Source organism: Paenibacillus rhizovicinus, assembly GCF_010365285.1.
Taxonomy (GTDB): Bacteria; Bacillota; Bacilli; order Paenibacillales; family Paenibacillaceae; genus Paenibacillus_Z; species Paenibacillus_Z rhizovicinus.
Genome location: NZ_CP048286.1, coordinates 1185818 through 1209004 on the forward strand (window position 1 = coordinate 1185818; position 23187 = coordinate 1209004).

Annotated in this window: 24 protein-coding genes and 1 other annotated feature; of the genes, 1 reads left to right on the forward strand and 23 read right to left on the reverse strand. The window is 53.7% G+C overall.

The window, feature by feature from the left end:
* Nucleotides 1-96 precede the first annotated feature (96 nt).
* Nucleotides 97-819 carry a TraR/DksA C4-type zinc finger protein gene (locus GZH47_RS05520; protein ID WP_162639083.1) on the forward strand — a complete coding sequence of 241 codons (723 nt, stop codon included), beginning with the start codon at nucleotides 97-99 and terminating at the stop codon, nucleotides 817-819.
* Between the two features lie 8 nt (nucleotides 820-827).
* Here GZH47_RS05520 and GZH47_RS05525 read toward each other — a convergent pair whose 3' ends face one another.
* From GZH47_RS05525 to murA, 23 genes are all read right to left on the reverse strand, one after another.
* Nucleotides 828-1163: a DUF5665 domain-containing protein gene (locus GZH47_RS05525; RefSeq protein WP_225446515.1), complete on the reverse strand. Its 336-nt coding sequence runs from the start codon at nucleotides 1161-1163 to the stop codon at nucleotides 828-830.
* A gap of 152 nt (nucleotides 1164-1315) precedes the next feature.
* On the reverse strand, nucleotides 1316-4414 hold the full coding sequence (ileS, locus tag GZH47_RS05530) for an isoleucine--tRNA ligase (protein WP_162639085.1): 3099 nt from the start codon (nucleotides 4412-4414) through the stop codon (nucleotides 1316-1318).
* Between the two features lie 62 nt (nucleotides 4415-4476).
* Nucleotides 4477-4822, reverse strand: a binding site (T-box leader).
* A 71-nt stretch (nucleotides 4823-4893) separates the two neighbouring features.
* Nucleotides 4894-5385 (reverse strand): DivIVA domain-containing protein, encoded by a 492-nt coding sequence (locus tag GZH47_RS05535; protein ID WP_162639086.1) that lies wholly within the window; start codon nucleotides 5383-5385, stop codon nucleotides 4894-4896.
* Between the two features lie 94 nt (nucleotides 5386-5479).
* Nucleotides 5480-6262 (reverse strand): YlmH family RNA-binding protein, encoded by a 783-nt coding sequence (locus GZH47_RS05540; protein WP_162639087.1) that lies wholly within the window; start codon nucleotides 6260-6262, stop codon nucleotides 5480-5482.
* Nucleotides 6259-6501, reverse strand: coding sequence for a YggT family protein (locus GZH47_RS05545; RefSeq protein ID WP_162639088.1), 243 nt, complete (start codon nucleotides 6499-6501; stop codon nucleotides 6259-6261). Before GZH47_RS05545 ends, GZH47_RS05540 begins: the two co-directional genes overlap by 4 nt.
* Nucleotides 6502-6529: 28 nt before the next feature.
* The gene (locus GZH47_RS05550) at nucleotides 6530-6982 is read right to left on the reverse strand and encodes a cell division protein SepF (protein WP_162645089.1); all 453 of its coding nucleotides are present in this window, start codon (nucleotides 6980-6982) and stop codon (nucleotides 6530-6532) included.
* A gap of 54 nt (nucleotides 6983-7036) precedes the next feature.
* Entirely contained in the window at nucleotides 7037-7759 is a 723-nt protein-coding gene (locus GZH47_RS05555) for a YggS family pyridoxal phosphate-dependent enzyme (protein ID WP_162639089.1), read from the reverse strand.
* Nucleotides 7756-8634 (reverse strand): peptidoglycan editing factor PgeF, encoded by an 879-nt coding sequence (gene pgeF / locus GZH47_RS05560; RefSeq protein ID WP_162639090.1) that lies wholly within the window; start codon nucleotides 8632-8634, stop codon nucleotides 7756-7758. The genes GZH47_RS05555 and pgeF overlap by 4 nt, the downstream gene beginning before the upstream one ends.
* 87 nt (nucleotides 8635-8721) lie before the next feature.
* A complete protein-coding gene (locus GZH47_RS05565; RefSeq protein ID WP_162639091.1) occupies nucleotides 8722-8997 on the reverse strand; it encodes a YlmC/YmxH family sporulation protein in 276 nt (91 codons plus the stop codon).
* A 248-nt stretch (nucleotides 8998-9245) separates the two neighbouring features.
* Nucleotides 9246-10028 carry an RNA polymerase sporulation sigma factor SigG gene (sigG, locus tag GZH47_RS05570; protein WP_090573745.1) on the reverse strand — a complete coding sequence of 261 codons (783 nt, stop codon included), beginning with the start codon at nucleotides 10026-10028 and terminating at the stop codon, nucleotides 9246-9248.
* A gap of 154 nt (nucleotides 10029-10182) precedes the next feature.
* On the reverse strand, nucleotides 10183-11415 hold the full coding sequence (locus tag GZH47_RS05575; RefSeq protein ID WP_162639092.1) for a PQQ-binding-like beta-propeller repeat protein: 1233 nt from the start codon (nucleotides 11413-11415) through the stop codon (nucleotides 10183-10185).
* 12 nt (nucleotides 11416-11427) lie between these two features.
* Nucleotides 11428-12267, reverse strand: a complete 840-nt coding sequence (locus GZH47_RS05580; protein ID WP_162639093.1) for a hypothetical protein — start codon at nucleotides 12265-12267, stop codon at nucleotides 11428-11430.
* Nucleotides 12264-12953 (reverse strand): ATP-binding cassette domain-containing protein, encoded by a 690-nt coding sequence (locus tag GZH47_RS05585; RefSeq protein ID WP_162639094.1) that lies wholly within the window; start codon nucleotides 12951-12953, stop codon nucleotides 12264-12266. The genes GZH47_RS05580 and GZH47_RS05585 overlap by 4 nt, the downstream gene beginning before the upstream one ends.
* Entirely contained in the window at nucleotides 12940-13347 is a 408-nt protein-coding gene (locus GZH47_RS05590; protein WP_162639095.1) for a GntR family transcriptional regulator, read from the reverse strand. The genes GZH47_RS05585 and GZH47_RS05590 overlap by 14 nt, the downstream gene beginning before the upstream one ends.
* A gap of 191 nt (nucleotides 13348-13538) precedes the next feature.
* Nucleotides 13539-14399: a MetQ/NlpA family ABC transporter substrate-binding protein gene (locus GZH47_RS05595; RefSeq protein ID WP_162639096.1), complete on the reverse strand. Its 861-nt coding sequence runs from the start codon at nucleotides 14397-14399 to the stop codon at nucleotides 13539-13541.
* Between the two features lie 43 nt (nucleotides 14400-14442).
* Complete coding sequence (locus GZH47_RS05600; protein ID WP_162639097.1) at nucleotides 14443-15114, reverse strand: methionine ABC transporter permease; 672 nt, start codon at nucleotides 15112-15114, stop codon at nucleotides 14443-14445.
* A complete protein-coding gene (locus GZH47_RS05605; protein WP_162645090.1) occupies nucleotides 15111-16115 on the reverse strand; it encodes a methionine ABC transporter ATP-binding protein in 1005 nt (334 codons plus the stop codon). The genes GZH47_RS05600 and GZH47_RS05605 overlap by 4 nt, the downstream gene beginning before the upstream one ends.
* Before the next feature lie 225 nt (nucleotides 16116-16340).
* Entirely contained in the window at nucleotides 16341-17063 is a 723-nt protein-coding gene (sigE, locus tag GZH47_RS05610; protein WP_090638315.1) for an RNA polymerase sporulation sigma factor SigE, read from the reverse strand.
* On the reverse strand, nucleotides 17042-18049 hold the full coding sequence (gene spoIIGA, locus GZH47_RS05615) for a sigma-E processing peptidase SpoIIGA (protein ID WP_225446370.1): 1008 nt from the start codon (nucleotides 18047-18049) through the stop codon (nucleotides 17042-17044). Before spoIIGA ends, sigE begins: the two co-directional genes overlap by 22 nt.
* A gap of 336 nt (nucleotides 18050-18385) precedes the next feature.
* Nucleotides 18386-19525: a cell division protein FtsZ gene (gene ftsZ, locus GZH47_RS05620; protein WP_162639098.1), complete on the reverse strand. Its 1140-nt coding sequence runs from the start codon at nucleotides 19523-19525 to the stop codon at nucleotides 18386-18388.
* 15 nt (nucleotides 19526-19540) lie between these two features.
* Nucleotides 19541-20785, reverse strand: coding sequence for a cell division protein FtsA (gene ftsA, locus GZH47_RS05625; protein WP_162639099.1), 1245 nt, complete (start codon nucleotides 20783-20785; stop codon nucleotides 19541-19543).
* A gap of 232 nt (nucleotides 20786-21017) precedes the next feature.
* Entirely contained in the window at nucleotides 21018-21782 is a 765-nt protein-coding gene (locus tag GZH47_RS05630; RefSeq protein ID WP_162639100.1) for a cell division protein FtsQ/DivIB, read from the reverse strand.
* A gap of 110 nt (nucleotides 21783-21892) precedes the next feature.
* A complete protein-coding gene (murA, locus tag GZH47_RS05635) occupies nucleotides 21893-23173 on the reverse strand; it encodes a UDP-N-acetylglucosamine 1-carboxyvinyltransferase (RefSeq protein ID WP_162639101.1) in 1281 nt (426 codons plus the stop codon).
* Nucleotides 23174-23187 lie beyond the last annotated feature (14 nt).

A 23187-nucleotide genomic window follows, 5' to 3' on the forward strand; every position in this document is an offset into this window, starting at 1 on the left:
TGAACGGCTGCCGGCAGCTCTTAATGGCGGCGCAGCGCGATTCATTCCGGGAAACATCAACGCCCAATCCGTTCTGACGAAAGAAGGTTTCTACCGATGACGAATCTGACGAATGCCCAGCTTCGCAATCTCCGGAGCCAGCTGATTGTGGAAAAGGCGGCTGCCGAACATCGGCTCGCCAGCAGCGAGCATTATGGCCTGGATGCGTCCCTGCGGGATATGTCCGGCGATTTGTCCGCTTACGACAACCATCCCGCGGACGCGGCTACCGAAACATACGAACGCGGCAAAGATCTTGCTCTGCACGAGCAGGAGGAACTGCATTTGAACCGCATCGAAGCCGCGCTTGCCGCCATGGAAGACGGCAGCTACGGGACATGCAAGACATGCGGCGAACCGATTACGCTCGCCAGGCTGGAGGCGCTCCCCGATACGCTTTACTGCATGGTGCATTCGCCAAGGCAGCATGTTTCCGACCGCAGACCGGCTGAAGAGTCCTTCATGCAGCCGCCCTTCGGCCGCACGAGCATGGACGACCATGAGGACGGGTACAACGGCTTCGACGGCGAAGATGCTTGGCAAATCGTCGAAAGCTGGGGCAACTCCGATTCGCCGGCCATGTCCGAGAACCGCGACGTGACCTCCTACGACGACATTGGCATCGAAGCCGACGAAGCCGACGGCTACGTCGAATCGTTCGAAAGCTTCGTAGCGACCGACATTACGGGTACCCGGCGCTATATCGTGCGCAATCAAGCTTACGACGAATATATCGAGCATGATGAAGGGGATCACCTGCTTGAAAATGAACGCGGATAATACTGCGATTAATACGCTTTGCCTTCCAGCTGATTTTGAACGATTCGGACGATATCCGCGATATAATCGCCGATGATCGGCAAATTCAATGCGCCGAGAAGCTGCAGCACGTAGAGGATTGTCGAGGCGAACAGCGTGAACCCGATCGCGATGCCTACGCCGCGGGATAAGCCGCCGAGCACGTTTCGCCATATGAGCGAGAAAGGCCGGTTGAGCAGCTGGACGTAGTCCGCGATCTGGGTGCGTTCCATTTGCGCAGTCAGCTTTTGCAGCCTTTTCTCCAATGCATCGAGCGAATTTCGAACGCTTTTTAAGTTTTTCAGGTCTTCCTGATTTTCCGTCATCATAGCTGTCCAATCCTTTTCAAGGCATTCAAGGTGAAACGGCTTTCGCCGTCCTAAACAAAAACGAAGCCCATGCAGCGTATCGGTGCAAGCGGCAAAAGCCGCCTGCCGATCCGCCATGGGCGTTCGTTCGTTTTGCTGCTATGAAGTTACTATGCCCCCGAAACGGCGATTCCAATCTCGCGATCCCCGAGAGACACTCTTTCCATGTCCGGAAGCGTGCTGTATTCGACGCTGTTGAGCAGTACGTTTTCGAACAAGACTTCTTTAAAGGCATCCAGCGCCGCGCGCAGCTCCGCATCGACGTCCAGCACAAGATTCACGCGCTGCTCAATCGGCAGATCCAGCTTCTTGCGCGTATCCTGTACCGCGCGGATAACTTCGCGCACCAAGCCTTCCTGCTCCAATTCCGGCGTAATCTCCGTATTGATCGCTACGGTCAGCTGATAGCCGGAAGCGGACGCAAACCCGGACTTCGCCTGTTTCTCCACCAGCAATTCATCCAGCGTAATGACGAAGCTCTCGCCCTCAAGAGAAGTATAGGAGAGTTCGCCCGCTTTGACGATTGCGCTCGTTTCGTCCGGCAGCATCGACTTCAAGTACGTTTGGATCGGACCGACATGCTTGCCGTACTTCTTGCCCGCGACTTTCAGGTTCAGCTTGAACGTAAAGTCAACGAAGCCGCTGTCTCCGCTTGCGATCGTGATCGTCTTCACATTGATTTCGTCCTTGATGATGTCTTCGTACGGCGTCAAGTCGAACTCGTTGTCAAGCGCAACGATCAGCTCGCTGAGCGGCTGGCGCGTCTTGATGCCCGTCTCGTTGCGGACGTTGCGCGCAAGCTCGACGATTTGCCTTGCCGTCTCCATATCGCGCTCCAGCTTCTCGTCGATTGCCGCTTCGTCGGCCTTCGGATAATCGGCCAAATGAACGCTGCCGCCGTCGCCCAGATTCGTGTACACATCTTCAGCCAGCATCGGCGCGAACGGCGCGATCAGACGCGCGAGCGTCAGCAATACCGAACGAAGCGTGCCGTATGCGTCCAGCTTGTCGTCCGTAAGCCCGCTTCCCCAGAAACGATCGCGGGAGCGGCGGATATACCAGTTGCTCATCTCATCTACGAAACCTTCGATGCCTTTGGCCGAGTTGAGGAAGTCGTAAGAGGCTAAGCTCGCGTTCACGTTCGCCGTCAGACTGTTCAATCGCGAAACGATCCAGCGGTCCAGCTTGTTTGCGGATACGCGGGCCGGCTGAGCCGCCGGATCATAGCCGTCGATGGAAGCATAGAGCGCGAAGAACGCATGCGTATTCACGATCGTATCGATGACTTTCGACTTCGCTTCGCCGACGATGCCGCGGGAGAAACGCTTGCTGTTCCAAGGTGCGCTATCGGCGAGCAAGGCCCAGCGGAACGCGTCGGTGCCGTATTCATTGATGATTTCCCAAGGATCGATGACGTTGCCCTTGGATTTGGACATCTTCTGTCCGTTCTCGTCCAGGATATGCCCCGTCGAGATAACCGCTTTATACGGCGCCTTGCCGTTGTACAACGTAGAAACAGCCAAGAGACTGAAGAACCAGCCGCGGGTTTGGTCGATACCTTCGCAGATAATATCCGCCGGATATTGCTCGGCAAACGTCTGCTGCTTCTCGAACGGCTGATGATATTGCGCGAACGGCATGGAGCCGCTGTCGAACCATACGTCTACCACTTCGGAAGTGCGCGTCATGACGCCGCCTTCGCAGTGCGGACAGTGCAGCTTCACTTCATCCACGTACGGCTTGTGAAGCTCGATATTTTCCGAGATCGGCGTAACGGACCGCGCTGCCAGATCCGCGCGGCTGCCCGGCGAATGCTGACCGCCGCATTTGTCGCAGATCCATACGTTCAGCGGCGTACCCCAGTAGCGGTTACGGCTGATGTTCCAATCGACGAGATCCTCGAGGAATTTGCCGAAGCGGCCCTCGCGGATATGGCCTGGATACCAGTCGACTTGGCTGTTGTTGGCGATGAGCTGGTCTTTAACAGCCGTCGTCTCGATGAACCAGCTGTCCGTTGCGTAGTAGATAAGCGGCGTTTTGCAGCGCCAGCAGAACGGATAGCTGTGCTCGTAACGTTCTTTGGAGAACAAGAGTCCGCGCTCGCTCAGCATTTTCACGATGTCGACGTCGCACTCTTTCACGAAACGACCTGCAAGATCCGTAACGGCTTCCACGTAACGGCCGGCATTGTCGACCACGTTCAGGAAGCTGACTCCGTTCTGGCGGGCAACCTTATAGTCGTCGTCGCCGTGCGCCGGCGCGATATGAACGATACCCGTACCGCTCGTATCGCTGACGAAATCGCCAGGGATGATGAAATGTCCGTTCTCCACCGTTGCATACCGGAACGGAGGCTCGTAGTTCAAGTTCAGCAGTTCCGCGCCTTTCAGAGTGGATTGTACAACGTATTCGCTGCCTTTCATGACGCTCTCGACCAGCGCTTCCGCGACGATATACACTTCGCCGTCTTTGAGTACGCGCGCGTAAGTCAGATTGGGATTGACCGCCAGCGCTACGTTCGCAGGAAGCGTCCATGGCGTCGTCGTCCATGCCAGCACGTATTCGTTGCTGTCTTGAAGCTTGAATTTCACCGTCGCGCTGAGATCCTTCACGTCCTCGTAGCCTTGCGCCACTTCGTGGGAGCTGAGCGTTGTTTGGCAGCACGGGCAGTACGGACTAACCCGGTGACCGCGGTAGAGCAGGCCTTTGCCGTGGATCGAAGACAGAATATGCCAGACGCTCTCCACGTAATCGTTATTCAGCGTGATGTACGGATCATCCAAATTCGTCCAGTAGCCGATCGCTTCCGTCAATTCGCGCCATTGGCGCTCGTATTCGAAGACGCTGTCTTTGCATTTCTTAATAAACGCCTCGACGCCGTAATTCTCGATTTCCTGTTTGCCGGAGATGCCGAGCTGCTTCTCCACGCCAAGCTCAACGGGAAGACCATGGGTATCCCAGCCTGCTTTACGGACGACCCGGTAGCCATCCATCGTCTTGAACCGACAGATGAAGTCCTTGATAACGCGACCGAGCACGTGCCCGATATGCGGCGCGCCGTTTGCGGTCGGCGGTCCTTCATAGAATACGAAATTCGGTTTGCCTTCCCGGCTGTCGATGGACTGCTGGAACGTGTTGTCCTCTCTCCACTTGCTTAATACCCGCATATCGCGGCTTCTGGCCTTTTCTTTGACATCGATCCGTTGCATATCCGTCTACCCCTTTCAACTTTTGAAATTAGCGCTGAACAACAAAAAAAGCCCCGCCCCCGTAAAGGGACGAGACTTGGCTCGCGATACCACCCTTGTTCCGATTTTCGTCGAGCCGTGCGCTCTCCCTTCAGGAAGGCAAACACGGCGCCGCGCAGCCCTGATCGCGAACTTCGTTCGCTGCTCGGGTATGCAACCTAATCGGCACCTTAGTCACGGATGCTGACTGCCATCCGAGTTCCAGGTAACGGAGGAAACCCGGCGGTGCTTACTGCCTGCGTCAACACGCAAGGTTCTGCATCGCTTCTCGGAGAGGATATTCGGCAATCGTCCGAACGCCGGCTTTCAGCAAATACCGGCTCTCTGGGGAACATTCGACTGCGTACTCGTTCTCGTCAACGAAATCATCGTATAAATTGATTATTACCATTTATACGCCATAACTAAACATTTGTCAAACAATTCGCGCCCAATGCACGTTAGCCGCGAATATCGTTTGCAATAGCAGGCGGGCCGTCTAAGATATCCCAGCTTTCTTGAGCCAGCAGCTCCAGCTGCGCTTCCACCAGCGTCCGGAACCGGGCACGGTAGATTGAAGCTTGTTTCCGCAGCTCTTCGACTTCGAGCGCCACTTTGCGGGATTTGTTGAGCGAGTCGTTAATGATGCGGTCTGCGTTCTTCTCCGCTTCCTTCACGATCAGCTGTGCTTCCTTCTTCGCATTGTTGCGAACTTCGTCTGCCGCTTCCTGCGCCACGATGATCGTCTTGCTGAGCGTTTCTTCGATATTCGAGAAGTGGTTTAGTTTCTCTTGCAGCGCCAGCGCTTGATTCTGAATCTCTTTGTTCTCGCGAATCAGCGCTTCGTAGTCCTTAATGACCTGGTCGAGAAATTCATTCACTTCATCCTCATCGTACCCGCGAAGACGTCTGCCAAATTCCTTGTTATGTATGTCCAATGGCGTTAACGGCATTGGCGCACCTCCTGAATGTTTACAAGTTTCAAGGGCAGATCACCCCATTTGTACATTCTAATTTCGACAGATCGAGCCATATTCCTGCAAAGTATTAGATAATTTTGCCGATCTTGACCCTGATTCTTCCTTTTTTCGTAATCCCTTCGACGACAAGCACTTTAAACCGTCCCAGCCCCTGCATGGAGACGACGTCGCCTTCCTTAAGCTGCGTGGAAGGATCCTCTTCGACCTTCCAATTCACGCGGCATCTTCCTGCGCGGATCGGATCCACGATCTTCGTCCGGCTGATACGGTGAACGTCGCTGCTAATGCCGTCCAGACGCAAAGAAGCCACCGACAGGTTCATCTCCTCCATGGCCGAAACGGCGGGACGCAGTCGTTCCAATGGCAGGATGTCCGTCAGGACGTGAACGCGGTGGACTTGGCGCAAATGGATATTGATATAATCGGCAATTTCTTCGGCTACGAGACAATGGCAGAAATCCTCATGCACATGAAGATCCCCGATCCGGTCCCGCTTAATGCCAAGGCCCAGCAGCGCGCCTAAGTAATCGCCGTGATCAAGCTCCAGATGTCCTTGCGTGCCGCCGGTCACTTCGATCAGCGCGATTCGCGCCGGTTCGTCATCGAGCTGCCTGTAATCCGGTGCGAGGATGGCTCTCACTCGTTCCGCCCCCTCGTAGCCGCCGAACAGCCTTATCTGCGTATCCGGGCTGCGGTTGACAAGCGAAACGACGATTTCCGCCTGCCTCGGATCGAGGAAATCGGTCAGCTTCATTTCGTGGGCATAAGCGGCGCGATCCACCCACTCCGACGCACGGTCCACGAACGGCCGCTCGTCAGGATGGAAATGAACGTATATATCGTTCTTCATACGAACATTTCAACGATCGCAATCAGGCCGCGGGCGACGAAACGAAGAGCGAACAGCGCCACGATCGGCGAAATGTCGAGCACGCCGCCGATTGAAGGGATGAATCTGCGGAATGGCGCCAAATAGGGTTCAACCAGCTTGCTAAGCAGCGCGCCGATAAAGCTGTCACGCAGTCCGGGCAGCCAAGAAAGCAGCACGTATGCGATAATCATATACTGGTAGATCAGAGCTAAATCCATTATTAAACTCGAAACAGTCAACTCAAGGTCACCTCGTTCTATTGTAGTCTTGCTCCTCTGTCAGCATTTCCGTAATCGCACCTTGAATTTCGACCGTATCCGGCGTACAAAGAAAAATATTAGGACCCAGCTTCGAGATGCCGCCGTTCAGGGCGTATATCGTGCCGCTCAGAAAATCAACGATCCGCACGGCTTGATCCGAGCGTACGCGCTGCAAGTTTACGACGACCGAGCGGCGCGAACGAAGATGATCCGCAATGTCCTGCGCTTCTTCATAGGAACGCGGCTCGTTCAGAATGACGCGAACGTTCTTCTGCGAATGTATGCTGACGATATTATTCCCCTTAGTAGAAGGTTTACGTGCTTCGAACGGAGAAGTTTCAACATCTTGATCATCCTGCGATTCGACGCGTTCGCGTTCGATGATTTCTTCTTCCTCTTGCAGCCCGAGAAAACTCATGAACTTATTCATCATGCCAATCGCCCTCTTTCTTTATGAGATCGCTTCCCTGCCATGCCTTATGCGGCCTTGGCACTAGCTCTTGCCTACGAGAACGGTTCCGAGTCTGAGCCAGGTGGCTCCTTCTTCGACAGCGATTTCGAAATCCCCCGACATGCCCATCGACAATCCCGTAACCGGCTGAGGCAGTACAGCCTTGCCGTTAAGCTCGTCGCGCAGCTCTCTTAATCCGCGGAAAACGGGGCGCGACTGTTCGCCCTCGGCATCGATCGGCGCCATCGTCATCAAACCGACGGGCTTGATGTGACGGAAACCCGATAATTCCTTGGCGAACGGCAGCAGCGCTTCCGGCGCAAGACCGTGCTTGCTCTCTTCTCCCGAAACGTTAACCTGCAGAAAGCAAGGCACGATAAGCCCAAGCTGTTCGGCTTTGCGTTCGATGGCTTGCGCAAGCGATAAACGGTCAAGCGAGTGAATATATGTAAATTTCCCTATGACGTCCTTCACCTTGTTCGTCTGAAGCGAGCCGATAAAATGCCAGACGGCTTGTCCTGCGGGAGCATGCTCGCGGCTGCTATCCCATTCGCTGCCTGTAATCGCATTCCATTTGCTTTCGGCGTCCTGCCAGCGGTTCTCGCCCAAATGCGTCAGTCCATGCCGCAGCGCGTTCTGCGTCTGCAGGGTGCCTACGTATTTCGTAACGGCAATAAGCTCGATGTCCGAGCGATTCCGGCCGCTTCTGGCGCAGGCATCCGCGAGACGCCGTTCTACTTCTTCAATCCGCTGTTCCAAAGTCACGCGTTCAAATCTCCTTCACTTATGCCGATCCAGCTGACCATCCTGCCGGTGGCTCCTCCCTCCATCCGATGGGAGAAGAACTTATCCGTCGAACAGCCGGTACACCATTCTGAATATTCGATACAACTCGGCAAAATTCCTGCTTTTATCATAATCTGTCGGTTCAATTCTTTCAAGTTTATCCTGGCTTTTCCTTCGGTAGTCGGCACGACCACTGCGTCCTGCGCAAGATTCAATTGCCGTACAAGGGGTATTACCCGGTCCAGCACGACTTCATTCACTTCGTAGCAGCATAAACCGATCGACGGGCCGATTGCCGCTTGAATATCCTCGGGTACGCAGCCGAAACGCTCGCTCATGGCCTCGACCGTCTTACGGGCGATCTCCAGCACGGTTCCTTTCCAGCCGGCGTGCGCAAGCGCGACAACGCCCTTGACGGGATCATAGAAATACAGCGGCACGCAATCCGCGTAGAACGACGTGAGCAGCACGTTCTTCTCATTCGTTATCATTGCGTCGGCATCGCCTACGGACGAGCTCCGGCTTTCCCGCCCTTTGCCCCGGTCAGCCTTCCCGACGACCATCACGCGATCCCCGTGCACCTGCTCGGCACAGGTCCACGCTTCGAACGGCCAGCCGAGCGCTTCGGCGATTCGCCGGCGGTTGAGGACGACAGCCTCGTTCGCGTCGCCGACATGCAGGCCGCAGTTCAATGAAGTCCACGGAGCCGCGCTGGCACCGCCGTCTCTGCCGGTAAATCCGGCTGTTATCCCCGCGTACCGTTCCGTCCAACGACGCAATAAAAAAAGCGAAGGCCCCTTCGCTTCACGGTCATGTTCATGGTCATGTTCATATTGTTGTACAAATGGTTCCATTCTTTGGTTCACCTCTGCCACTAGTGTACCATGCAAGCCGCCCTTCTTGCGAGCGCAGCGGCGCCCGCAAGAGAGCTTAAGGAATCGTTATCGGGCGCCGACATCGTCCTCCTCCACCCGGTATACCTTTGCATCGTCGATGCGGACAAGCACGACGTCCGTGCCGATCTTCACGATATTCCGCCATGGAATGATGACATCCGTCCCGTTACCGAACATACCGAAAAACCGGGAATAGCTCGGAACGACGATGGAGTCGATCCGGCCCTGCCGCAAATCCAGTTCCAGATCGCTGACCTGCCCAAGTTTGCGGCCGTCTACGATATTAATGACATCCTTGGTTTGAAAATCGGAAATTTTCATTTACCGTTCACCACGCTTCCGGGAGGACTGATTCCAAACAGGCCTATATATTTACTATATGTGCCGAATGGGCAAAATGTCCTGCTTGGCATGAATTATCGCCCTCGAATCGAAATTAAGGCATGAAAAAAACGGCGCAGGGCGCCGTTAGAGGTTGATTTCAGTATTGCAGTGAAGTGCAGCATTGCAGTGAAGTGCAGCATTGCAGTGAAGTGCAGCATTGCAGTGAAGTGCAGCATTGCCGTAGATCAGGTTTTGACGTGTTTCTGCATTTGCTGGATCGCCGATTTCTCAAGCCGTGAAACTTGCGCCTGCGAAATGCCGATTTCGTCGGCGACTTCCATCTGCGTCTTGCCTTCGAAGAATCGCATGGAGAGAATCATTTTCTCGCGCTCGTTTAATTTGTGCATCGCTTCCCGAAGGGCGATTTCCTCGATCCAGGAAACGTCTTTGTTCTTGTCATCGCTGATCTGGTCCATGACGTAGATCGGGTCGCCGCCGTCGTGATAAATCGGTTCGAACAAGGATACCGGGTCTTGAATGGCGTCGAGCGCGAACACGACATCTTCCTTAGGAACATTCAGCGCTTCGGAGATTTCGAAAATCGTGGGCTCCCTTGAGTTTTTGTTCGTTAAGCTGTCCCGAACCTGAAGCGCCTTGTACGCGATATCCCGCAGGCTGCGAGAGACCCGGATAGGGTTGTTATCCCGGAGGTAGCGGCGAATCTCGCCGATAATCATCGGAACCGCATAGGTTGAAAACTTTACATTCTGACTGAGATCGAAATTGTCGATTGCTTTCATGAGGCCGATGCAGCCGACTTGGAAGAGATCGTCGACGAATTCCCCGCGGTTGTTAAACCGTTGAATCACGCTAAGCACTAGCCTCAAGTTGCCATTGACTAATTTCTCTCTTGCTGCCCATTCGTTTTGCGTTTGCAGCGCGGTAAAGAGCTCGCGCATCTCGGCATTCGTTAGGACGGGCAGTTTTGCGGTATCCACTCCACAGATCTCGACTTTATTTCGGGTCAACGTGATTACCTCCCAAGGAGAAACATTAATGTTCAGTATCTCCCCGGACCCCCAATTTATTCCCGCCGGACAAGAAGAACATCGCTGCTTGGGGATGCATAAATAGAGACAAAAAACAAGCCTCCGGGATGACCGGAGGCTTGCCGCAAACCAATTAACGGGTGAGGTAGAAGTTGTAGATCTGGAGTTTATCCATACTTTCCTTCTGCTGTTTCGTACTGCCGTCGACTGTAATCTTGCCTTGATAGACGACTTTGCCGCCGGACAAATCCACGATTAACAGCCCCCCGGCCGCGTTTCTCATATAAAGCCGGTCGCCGGATACGAATCTCTGAACCGATGACAAATCACTGCCTACTCCCGACAATGGAAAGTCGAATTGGGAGCTTTCACCCTTGGCAAGATCGAGCAGAAGCACGTGCGCCTGATCGCCTTTCTTCGATAAAGCAACTACCTTCCCGCCGCTTAAGAAGGGTTCCGCGGAATCGCTGAGAGCTTGGCTATCCAGCGCGACTGGGGTCAACGCGCCGGTTGCATAATCAAGAACCGAGTAATCGTTGCTGATCTGCTTCTCGCTCGTATTGCCGTGCTCGTCCTTGACGATCTTGACGGCCGAATGGCCAAAAAGCGCATAGTTCGAAGGTGAAGCGACATTCATATTGCTGCTGAGATTAAAGTAGCGATCCAATTTGCCAGCTTCCTTGATCACGTCCGTCGTAATCGTTCGGTCGTCTGTGATCCCTTCCTTGACCGGATCCACGGTGTACAGATGGTACTCGGATAGCATGCTGCCGCTTGTCAATCTGTCTTTGGACAGCTGGACGAGTATTTGAATGTCGTCGCCCGCCTCCTGCACGTCATTGACGTACATGGATGAATACATCTGCTGCCCCGGCAGAATCGCGTCGAAATGCTTCTTCTTGCCCGTTTTTAGATCCAGCGTCGAAATGGCAATTTGATACTTGTACAGCCCCGTATCCGAATCCGATCGTCGGCTTGCCATATTCGCCTGCGCATAGACGAGGTTGTCTTCGCCTGCATAGAAGCCGTTGTAATTGCCTTTACCGCGCATAAAGCTGCTATGCTCCTTCATCAATCGGGACAAATCCGCATTGCGCCGGTTTCTGTCTTCCTTCATTCCCGTAATCATCGACTTCTTGCGATCGTATTCGGTTCCATCAAGGTCAATCTTCAAAGTCTCATAAAGAGCTTCAGCTGAAAATGCGGTCTGCCCTTCCAGAACGAGATACTTCGCTTCATTCGCGTCTCCCGCTACCGTCTGGAGTTGATACTCCGGCAAATTCCTCGTCGCCGCCCCGACATAATACGTACCTATGCTTGCGGCAATAAAGACCGGAAGCACGATCGAAAACCAATACCTTCTCATGTTCATCCGCCCCTATACCGTTATCTTCTTCGTAATTAATTGCAGGCCAAGCCACACTGTAACCGCCGCGACGATTACTCCGAGCGCCGCTTCGATGCCGATCAGCTCGTTCGTATAGAAATACGTGGCAGGGAGATTGCCCGGAAGCCAGAACGGAATCCCCATGAATAAAAATACGGCCAGGATGTACAGGATTGCCGCTCCGATGCCCTTCAGCCTGTAGCTTCGTTCCATCAGCACCACCGTGAAACAAATCAGGACAGCAATTGTTCCAGCGCCGTAATAGATCACGAAATCCGTGAACGTGTTCGGGACCAATGCCGTAAAGAAGCGATTATTCGCGATCAAATCATAGATGTTGCTCGAAACGAACAGTTCGTTTCCGCCCGTCGACATAAACAAGCTTCTCTCGATTGGCAGCAGGATGAGCTGAACCGCCACGAGTGCGAGAACGAATAAGAGAATGGCCGTCAGCTTGGCGAAATAAATGTTTCTGCGCGCGGTCGGAAGCATCAGCAGCCGATAGACGAAGGCGTTCTTGCCGTACCATTCTTTGTACCAGATCAGGAAGATATAGAGCGCGATCCCGCCGATACAAAGCGCTACAGGCGCATACATCCATAACCCGGCACGCCCGACCATTTGCATAAACGACAGTTTGCCGTTGTCCTTCACGTAAGCGGCAATCGTGCTGTGCGAAGTAAACATATCCGCATCCACTTGATTGACATACTTCTTCGTCTCATAGACGATGCCTGCGCATTGCAGCACGATCGTCAGCAGGACGAGCGCCGCAAGCATTTTCCAAAATCGCGTAATTTCCCAGTGGACGAGCTTCAAATAGCGGTTCATCCGTTATACACCTCTCTCATCACATCCATGACAGACTTTCCTTCCTCCAGCCTTACGGTTTCCGTTTCGAATTCCCTCCGGACGATGCCGTTGTCGAGAAGGACGACCTTATCGATGAGATGCTCGATATCGTTAATCTCATGCGTCGTGACGATTACGCCGCGGTCTTCGATCAAATGGCTCGTGAACACGGACGCGATTTGTTCCCGGCTGAACATGTCGATGCCGGAGAACGGCTCGTCCATCAGGATATAGTCGACGTCGAGCGCAAGGCCAAGAAGCAAATTCAGCTTGGCGGCGTTCCCCTTGGACAGCTCGCCTACTTTGTCCGTTTCGTTAAGCTTGAAGAACTCCTTCATTTCGTTAGCCCGCTGCGGATTCCAGCTGACGTAGTAGTCCTTCATGAACGTCATGCAGGCTGCCACGGTCATGCCCGGCGGCATGGAAATCGTGTCGGGTATGAACGTGATATGCTCGTACGTCTTGCTCGAAATCGACTGACCGTTGATGAGAATAGAGCCTCCGGCGACCGGCGTAAGCCCCATGATCGCTTTGAGCACCGTCGATTTGCCGACGCCGTTGATACCGATCAGGCAGGTGATCTGGCCTTTCTCCGCCGTGAAGGATACATCCTTCAACACTTGCTTGCGGCCGTATTTCTTGCGGATCCCTTTAACTTCGATCATCGTTCTCGTCCCTCCCCGCTTGCTTGGCGTAGCTGTCCTCGATCCGATGCTTCACGATGGCAAGCAGCTCATCGACCGGAACATGAATGTTATGAATGCTAGCGACGAATGCATCGACCGCATCCGCGATCAGTTCGCCGCGAATGGATTGCAGCACCCGCTCGTCCGACGTAATCCGGCTTGGGGAATTTCCCTCTGTTACGATCAATCCTTGTTCCTCCATTTCTTTATAAGCCTTCTGCGCCGTATTGGGGTTAATCTGCAGCGTTGCCGCCAGCTCTCTGCGCGAAGGAATGATTTGTCCTTTCGCCAGATGCCCGGTCGCGATCTCTTCCTTGAAATGGCGGACGACCTGCAAATAGACGGGATCTCGATTGTTGAACTTCACTTCCAATGGTTATTCACCCCTGCCTATCTTTTCCTGTTTTTGGTGTGTGTACTATGTAGTTCATACACTATATGTGTACTATACCCGTAATACACCGCATCGTCAACCGTTTGCGCCAAAATAAACGAAAAACGCTGCCTTCCCGCAGGAAGACAGCGCTATTGTTCAGTTCGATCGTCGATAGATTTCGCCTAAGATTATTTAAAGGCCGGTACGATCGCGCCTTGGTATTTATCTTCAATGAATTTCTTGACTTCCGGCGTTTGCAGCGCGGCCGCCAGTTTTTTGATTCCTTCGGAATCTTTGTTGTCCGGACGGGCAACGAGGATATTGACATAAGGCGAGTCGCTTCCTTCGATGAACAGCGCGTCTTTCGTCGGTACCAAACCTGCTTCAAGCGCGTAGTTCGTGTTGATAAGAGCGAGATCCACTTCGTCCAGGACGCGAGGCAGCGTAGCCGCTTCGACCTCGGTGATTTTCAGCTTTTTCGGATTGTCGACGATGTCGTGAACCGTGCCGGCAATGCCGACGCCGTCCTTCAGCTTGATCAATCCGTTCGCCGCCATCAGCGCGAGCGCGCGTCCGCCGTTCGTCGGATCGTTCGGAATGACGACTTTCGCGCCGTCCTTCAGTTCGTCCATGCTCTTCACTTTTTTGGAATAGCCGCCGAACGGTTCGATATGAACGCCGGCGACGCTGACCAGATCGTATCCTTTATCTTTGTTGAATCCCTCCAGGTAAGGCGCATGCTGGAAGAAATTCGCATCCAGCTGCTTCTCGTGCAGCTGCGTATTCGGTTGTACGTAATCGTTGAATTCCACGACTTCCAAGTTAATGCCTTGTTCTTTCAAAGCCGGTTTGATGAAGTTCAAAATTTCCGCGTGCGGGACCGGCGAAGCGCCGACCTTCAATGTAATTTCTTTCGTGCCTGCATTGTTGCCGGCCCCCGTCGTATTGCTGCCTGCCGAATTTCCGGCATTGTCGTTGTTCTTGGCTCCGCAGGCAGATAACACTGCGATCAATACGAGCGCCAAAATAGTTAAGCTAGCTTTTTTCATGTTGTCTTTCCTCCATCTGATGTTTCACTCTATGATGTCCACCTTACTTCCGGCTGAATCGGCGAACCAAATAGTCGCCGGCCATCTGCAGGAGTTGAACCAAAATAACTAGCAAGATGACGGTAACGACCATCACGTCCGTCTGGAACCGCTGGTACCCGTAACGGAGCGCTAAATCGCCCAGACCTCCGCCGCCGATAACGCCGGACATCGCCGTATACGACACGAGCGTAACGGCCGTAATCGTAACCCCGGCCAGCAGGCTGGGTCTTGCTTCCAGCAGCAGCACGCGCCTGACGATATCCAAGCGGGATGCTCCCATCGCCTGCGCCGCTTCGATCACGCCGCGGTCGACCTCGCGAAGCGACGTCTCCACCAGCCGGGCGAAGAATGGCGCTGCGGCGACGACGAGCGGCGGGATGGAGCCCTGAACGCCAAGCGTCGTGCCCGTGATCGCCTTCGTGACCGGCATGATCATGATCATCAGAATAATGAACGGTACCGAACGCAATATATTCACGACCAATGACAACAGGAAATATACGACCGGCTGGGCAAGCAGCTGACGCTTTGAGGTCAGGAACAGGACGATGCCCAGCAGCAAGCCGATAATGATCGTGAATAGAAGCGATGCGCCGACCATTTTCAGCGTATCTTTGGACGCCTGCCACACTTCCGACCAGACGATATTCTCGAGCGACATCCGCAGCGTCATGTCAGTTCACCTACTTCCAGCCCTTTATCCCGCAAAGCGGCCAACACCTGTTTAATTTCCTGCGAATCCCCAATGAACTCGATGACCAACTGACCGTAAGGCGTATTCTTCATGCGCGAAACCGTTCCTTGCAAAATCGTAAATTGGACCGACGTCGATTTGACCGCATTGAACAGCAGCGGTTCATACGTGATATCGCCGACGTAATTGATCTTCATCAGACGGCCTTTGCTTAACGGAATCAATTCGCGCGGGTCGAACGAATCCGCGACTTGGCTGACGAAGTCTTTGGTCGTCGCATGCTGCGGCTTCAAGAAGACGTCCAGCACATCGCCCATCTCCACGACCTCGCCGCTGTCGATGACCGCCACGCGGTCGCATATCGTGCGGATGACGTGCATCTCATGCGTAATCAGCAGGATCGTGATCCCCAGCTTCTTGTTGATGTCGAGCAGCAGCGCCAAGATCGCGTTCGTTGTCTGAGGATCGAGCGCCGAAGTCGCTTCATCGCATAGCAGGACGTCCGGATCGCTCGCAAGCGCTCGCGCAATGCCTACGCGCTGCTTCTGGCCGCCCGACAGCTGAGCGGGATATTTGTCCGCATGCTGTTCGAGTCCGACAAGCAGCAGCAGTTCATTCACCCGCGAACGGATCGCGGACTTGGACAATTTAGCAAGGCGAAGCGGGAACGCGATATTATCCCGTACCGTTGCCATGGCAAGCAGATTGAAATGTTGAAAAATCATGCCGATCCTCCGGCGTTCCTTCTGCAGCTGGGACGACGTCAGCTTCGTCAGCTCCACGTCTCCGACTTTCACGGTACCGGTCGTCGGCCGCTCGAGCAGGTTCACCGTACGGAGCAATGTGCTCTTGCCCGCGCCGGAATGGCCGATTATGCCGAATATTTCGCCTTTGGCGATTGTCAGATTAATATGTTTGATCGCTTCCACGGATGCGGAACCGGTCTGATAGGATTTGCTTATGTCTGTGAGCTCGATCAGTTCAATTACCCCCTGCCATCCATCGTAAGCCAATAGCGGTAGAATACCCATTTTACGGCGGCTCCCGTCAGGAGTCCGCACAAGATTCGTTCTTGGATTTTAAAAACGACAAATTGCATTATAACTAATTTCGTGCAAGGCTGTCACTGGATTAAATTACTAAGCATATGCCAAAAAGCCCGCAGTCCCCGTATGCGGGGATGCGGACTTTGATTTGTTCACCGTTTAGACCATTTTGTTGAACTCCTTGCGCAGCCTCTTAATGATGCGTTTCTCCAAACGGGATATATAGGACTGCGAGATGCCGAGCAGATCGGCAACGTCCTTCTGCGTCTTCTCTTCCCCGTCAGCCAAGCCGAAACGCAGCTCCATGATGATGCGTTCGCGCTCCGTCAGCTTATCCAGTGCCTTGTGCAGCAGCTTGCGGTCGACCTGTTCCTCGATGTTGCGGTAGATCGTATCGTTCTCGGTACCCAGCACATCCGAGAGCAGCAGCTCGTTGCCATCCCAGTCGATATTCAAAGGTTCATCGAAGGACACTTCCGTCCGCGTCTTGCTGTTGCGGCGGAGATACATGAGGATTTCGTTCTCGATGCAGCGCGAGGCATAGGTGGCCAGCTTGATTTTTTTCTCCGGATCGAACGTATTGACCGCTTTAATAAGACCGATTGCGCCGATGGACACCAAATCTTCAATGTGAATGCCCGTGTTCTCGAACTTCCGCGCGATGTACACGACAAGGCGCAGGTTGCGTTCGATGAGCATGGCTCGGATAGCAGAGTCGCCAGACGGCAGCTTCTCCAGCAAATATTCTTCTTCTTCGCGCGTGAGCGGCGGGGGCAGCGCTTCGCTTCCGCCAATATAATAAATTTCCTCGCTCTTTAGGCCGAATAAAAACAAAACGCGATAATAATATAACTGCAGGATTAATTTCCATTTGACGAGCATGCTGCTCCATCCCTTCCCGAAGTGCTGTGAATGGTTTCGATCGTGACGCTGCGCTCTTGAAGAAGTGACGGATGGATAATCGCCCTGTACGTCCCGTCTGCAACAAGCTTTCCGGCATCCAGCCCGATCAGTACCTTCTTGGACTGGAATAGCTCCCCGTCCCTATCGACAATGACTAGGTCCGGCTTAATGGCAAGCATGAATTGCGCGCCTCGGTTCACGCCCCGATAGGGCACAAGCCGAAGCCGATCACGCCATTTGAAAGGCTCATCATCCGTCATGCCGGCGAGCAACTGATCCACTTTCGCCTCCCGGATATACCGAATCCAGGAAGCCGGCAGAACATCCTGCCACACGGAAGTTTCCATGACCATAACCGGCGTTCGCGTGAGCGGTTCATACAGCTGGTTACCCGTATCGATCAGGCCCGTACAGCAATGCTCCTGATCATCAATTCGCACTTTCACCTCCGCGAGATGGGTTGTGACCAAATCCCGCTCCCTGCGCCCAGTCATCACCGAACGGTAAATATAATAGCCGACCACAATGAGAGAGAAGAGAAAGACCATCGTCGTGCTCAGCATGAAAACAGGTCTGCCGTTCGCATCGTATATGACGGTCCGCCATAGCTGGTTCGAACTGTTCATGAATAAATAATGAAAGCCGAGCAAAGCTCCGGCAGCAGCAAAATTCACGCCGTAAAACGCGCCGATCAACCGAACAAAATGCTGGACGCTTCCAAATCCGAAAGCAATCAGCAGCATAACAAGAGAGAACGAAAGCTTGACGACGATGGAAAACATGAACGACAACGGCGGAAACACAATCATGACGGCGTACAAGGAGCCAACGCCCGCTGCCAACAGCATTCGCCACCATTTGGCGCGGATGCTTCGCACCCACGCGGTCAGCAGCAAATTGGAACCGTCGATCAACAGGTTTACGAGAAACAGGACATCGATATAAACTGCATTCAGCGCCTTCACCTTCCTGCTGCAGTTCCCATGGTCCGCTTTCTCTTAATTGCTTCTCGCGATGTTTGCACGAAGTATTCGCGTTACATGTCGCGACTAAATCGTGATGTTATAGCGAGGATGTGCGGCTTGTGTCTAGTATAGTTAAATCCTATTACAATGTCTGTCTAATCATGCCGTCAGGAGCGATCTTTTTTTGTCGACCCGCCGCGCGCCGAGCGGTCGGACAAGCTTGCCGCGAAGCTTATTTCCTAGCAAAAAAGCCGCTTTCCGTAGATACGGAAAGCGGCTAAAGTCCTCTTATTAATCCATTATTTCGCTCGATGTTACCGATCGTTTCGCTCGATGTTACCGATCGTTGTTGCGACGGTTGCGGAGGAATGCAGGGATGTCCAGCTGATCGCTGGAAACCGGTGTACCGAACGGTTTAGGACCGTTGTTAGCCGGCTGCTGACGATGCTGCTGCGGTTCGCTTGCTTGTGGAGCATCGTTCTGCTGCTGGCCTGTAACCGGCCGGCGAAGGCTCGACGAATCGCGATGCTCGAAGCCTGTCGCGATCACCGTTACTTTGATTTCGTCTTTCAAGCTATCGTCGAAGTTTGCACCGAAGATCATGTTGACGTCCGGATCGGACGCGGAAATGACGATCTCGGCTGCTTCGTTCACTTCGTACAGCGACAGGTTAGAGCCGCCTGTGATGCTCATGATAATGCCGCGCGCGCCATCGATCGACGTTTCCAGCAAGGGGCTTTGAATCGCTTTGCGCGCCGCTTCTGCCGCGCGGTTCTCCCCACTCGCGATGCCGATGCCCATCAGTGCGGAACCGCGTTCCGTCATGATCGTCTTTACGTCCGCGAAATCGAGGTTGATTAGTCCCGGTACGGCGATCAGTTCGGAGATGCCTTGCACCGCCTGCTTCAGTACGTTATCCGCTTCGCGGAACGCTTCCAGCATCGGCGTTTTCTTATCGACGATTTCGAGCAGCCGGTCGTTCGGAATGACGATCAGCGTATCGACCTTTTCTTTCAAGGCATCGATCCCGAGCTCGGCTTGTCCGGACCGCTTGCGGCCTTCGAACGTGAACGGGCGCGTTACGACGCCGACGGTCAGCGCGCCGCATTCGCGAGCGATTTCGGCGATAACCGGCGCGGCGCCCGTGCCGGTTCCTCCGCCCATGCCCGCTGTTACGAATACCATGTCTGCGCCTTTAAGTGTATTCATCACCGTTTCGCGCGATTCTTCAGCCGCTTTCTTGCCGACTTCCGGATTTGCTCCAGCGCCAAGACCGCGCGTGAGTTTATCTCCGATTTGCAGCTTCTGCTCCGACTTGGCCATATGAAGTGCCTGCGCATCCGTATTGACCGTAATAAACTCAACGCCCTTAACGCCGTTCTCAATCATTCGGTTGACGGCATTGCTGCCGCCACCGCCAACGCCGATGACTTTGATTTGCGCCATCTGCTCCATATCGAAATCAAATTCCAACATTCTATGGTCCCCCGATCAAATGAATTCGCTAAACATATTTTTCAAACGCTCGAAAATTCCGGGCTTCGAGGGAGAAGTTGCTGCGCTAGCCTTCCTGCTCGCACTTTTCTTAGGTGCGGAGACGGTACGGCCCCTCATATATTTCGAAACATATTGAATCATGCCGACACCGCTCGTGAAGGCCGGGTCTCGGACTCCAATGTAGTCCGGGACGGCAATGCGGACGCTCGATTCCAATTCATGCTGCGCAAGCGGAAGCGTACCGGGCATCGTTACGGTGCCGCCGGTAAGCACATAGCCATTGATCTTGTCGCCGTAACCCAATCGTCTAACCTCTTGGCGGATCAATTGAAAGATTTCCTGCATGCGCGGTTCAATAATATTCGCCAGATCAACCTGGGTGAATTCCTTCTCCACGTTGCTGCCCATGCGCATCACTTTGAACTTCTGATCGTCTGCGGCGTCGTCAACCAACGCGCAGCCGAATTTCTGCTTAATCTTCTCGGCTTGCTCCGTCTGCGTCCGAAGACCATAAGAGATATCGCTCGTTACGTATTCGCCCCCGACCGGAAGCGTAGACGTAGCAACGATGCTCCCTTGTTCGAAAATCGCGATCGTGCTGGAGCCTGCGCCGATATCGGCAAGTACGGTGCCCATCATTTTCTCGTCTTTGGTCAGCGACATTTGGCCGGATGCCAGCGACATCAGAATGATGCCCGATATCCGTAAATTCGCTTTTTCTACGCACCGGACTAAGTTATGTATAGCTGTTTTCGCTCCGGTTACGACAGTTGCTTCCACTTCCAAACGCACGCCGATCATGCCGCGCGGATCGGAAATGCCTTCGAGGCCGTCTACCAAATATTGCTTCGGCACCAGATTAATGATTTCGCGTTCGGGCGGCAGTGCGACGACTTTCGACGCTTGCTGAACACGCTCGATATCTTCTTCGCCGATCTCGCGATCTTCGTTGGAGATGGCTACTACGCCGTGATTCGTTTGCAATCCGATATGATTGCCTTGAATGCCTACATAAACATCGCTTATTTGAATGTCGACCATCCGTTCAGCATGGTCCACAGCGCTGCGAATTGATGCGACGGTCTTATCGATATCAACAATAGCACCTTTGCGTATACCCTCCGAGTCGGCAGATCCAACTCCAATAATATTAATGACGCCGTTATTCACTTCGCCAATAATAGCACGAACTTTGGATGTACCGATGTCCAAACTGACGATGATGTCATTGCTGCTCAACCTCTGGCACCTCCGTTTCAACATTAATAGGGTACAAATTCTTGCCGGGTCTGTGCATGCATCTCTTCTTATTCAACGCAGTTCTCATTTTCCCTCTTTTTTCTACAAATTTTTCAACATTTAAATTATATTACCGGCGTATAGCTACGCTGTATCCGTAATCGTCACATTCGAAAAAAATGCAAAGGGGTAAATTAAATCTACATAAATAAAATTCTATCATTCTTTCACGCTATTGAGTAGTCTCTTTTTGCGTAGTGACGGGATTTTCCGGCTCTTCGGGAATGAACGGCGCATATTTATCCGCAAGCAGCAGCGTGATCGTCCCGGGCGGCTGGATTTCGATGACGGCATTCATCGTCGCGATCTTCTCGGACAGCAGAGATACCGCGGTTATCACCTCGAAACGCGTTCTCGTGTAGATTTTGATGCGGTCCGAATAGGACGGCGTCGGATCCGGCTTGATTTCGGAGAAATCCGAAAGCGCTTGATCCGGAATGGCGGCCAATGCCTTGCACAGGGCAGCCAGCAAAGCGTCGTTCTCTTTCCAGCCCGACAAGATCGGCTTGTCGACCAACGGGTCGGATCCCGCCGGGACCATCGTTCCGTTCGCCAGCACCGCCGATAATTCTCCCTTGTTCGACAAAGAGTAGGCAACGGTTTCGTATTCCTGCACGTGAATGGTTATGCTCCCCGGAAAGGATTTGGTCACGTTCACGCTCTTCACCGGCTTCAATGTTCGAATTCTCGCCTCGATAGCCGAGGTCGACGTACCGAAGAAGGAATCGCCCGCCTCGATGGCAGCTGTCTTCCGGATGTCCGCGGCCTGCAAGTATTTCTGCCCTTCGACCGTGACGGTCGAAACTTTGCTAATGGAAGAGTTAAAGAACAGCACGCCCAAAATAACGATAAAAAGCAGAACGAGCACCGCCAGCAATTTCTTGCCGCCCTTGCGCCGTTTGACTGGTTCCCGCAGAACGGGCATCTTCTCCTGCATGGCTTGTCCCCTATTCATAAAAACGCAAACGGCATCCCGCCGCATTATGGGCTGGAGCCGCTCACGCGAACTCTATCGTATTGTGCATGCTGTAAATCTATCTTGTATTGTCAAGGCACGATCGTATTGTTAGTAATGGGTGAGAAGCGAGTAATTCTGGCGCCTAAACGGCCAAGCATTTCCTCGATCCGGTCATAGCCGCGGTCGATGTGGTGCACCTGCTCCACGACGGTCTTGCCTTGCGCGGCAAGCCCTGCGATGACAAGTGCGGCGCCTGCGCGCAAATCCGTCGCTTCTACCGTTGCGCCGTACAGCCTGGATACGCCGCGCACGATCGCGGAGCTGAGATCGACGCGTATATCGGCTCCCATTCGGGCGAGCTCGTCGACATGCTTGAAACGGCCTTCGAAGATCGTTTCCTTCATGATGCTAACGCCGTCCGCCAGCGCAAGCAGCACCATGATTTGCGACTGCAGGTCGGTCGGAAAAGCCGGATAAGGCGAGGTGACGATCCGGTCAATCGATTTGGGACGCGAAGCTGTTCCCACCTTGATTATATCACCGTCTACCGCTATTTGAACACCTGTGCGTCTCAGCACGTGGATGAGAGAGGTCAGATGCGAAGGGCAAGTATTGAGCAGCGTTACCTGCCCGCGGGTTGCCGCCGCAGCCACCATCACGGTTCCCGTCACGATGCGGTCCGGAATGACCTGATAGTTGCAAGGCGTAAGCCGCTCTACCCCTTCGACTGTGATCGTATCCGTACCGGCACCGATGATCTTCGCGCCCATACGGTTCAGAAAATGCTGCAAATCTTGGATTTCCGGTTCCCTTGCCGCATTGCTGATCGTCGTCAGCCCTTCCGCAAGGACAGCTGCCATCATAATGTTCTCCGTTGCCCCGACGCTCGGAAAGTCCAAATGGATTTCCGCGCCTCTCAGCTTCTTCGCATAGCAGGCAATCCGGCTCCCGTCCTCTTCGATTTCCGCCCCGAGGGCTTGCAAGCCGCTCAAGTGCAAATCGATTTTACGTTCACCGATCGCGCAGCCGCCAGGCTGATAAATCGTCACTTCGCCGAACCTTGCCAGAAGCGGTCCCATCAGGAAAATGGAAGATCGCATTTGGCGCATCAGCGCTTCAGGAATGTGGGAGGAATGCAGGCTTGACGTGTCGAGCAGCACGGTTTGGTCCTCGTGCTCCGCCCGGCAGCCAAGTTCGCGCAAAATGTTCAGCATGACGTCGATATCAAGCAGTTTGGGCACTTGATCGATCGTCACTTTTCCTTCAACCAGCATGCATGCAGCTAAAATCGGCAAAGCGGCATTTTTCGCGCCTTGGATAACAATGGTTCCTGAGAGTGGTTTCCCGCCTTCAATCACCAATTTGTCCAATCTATCACCTCCGA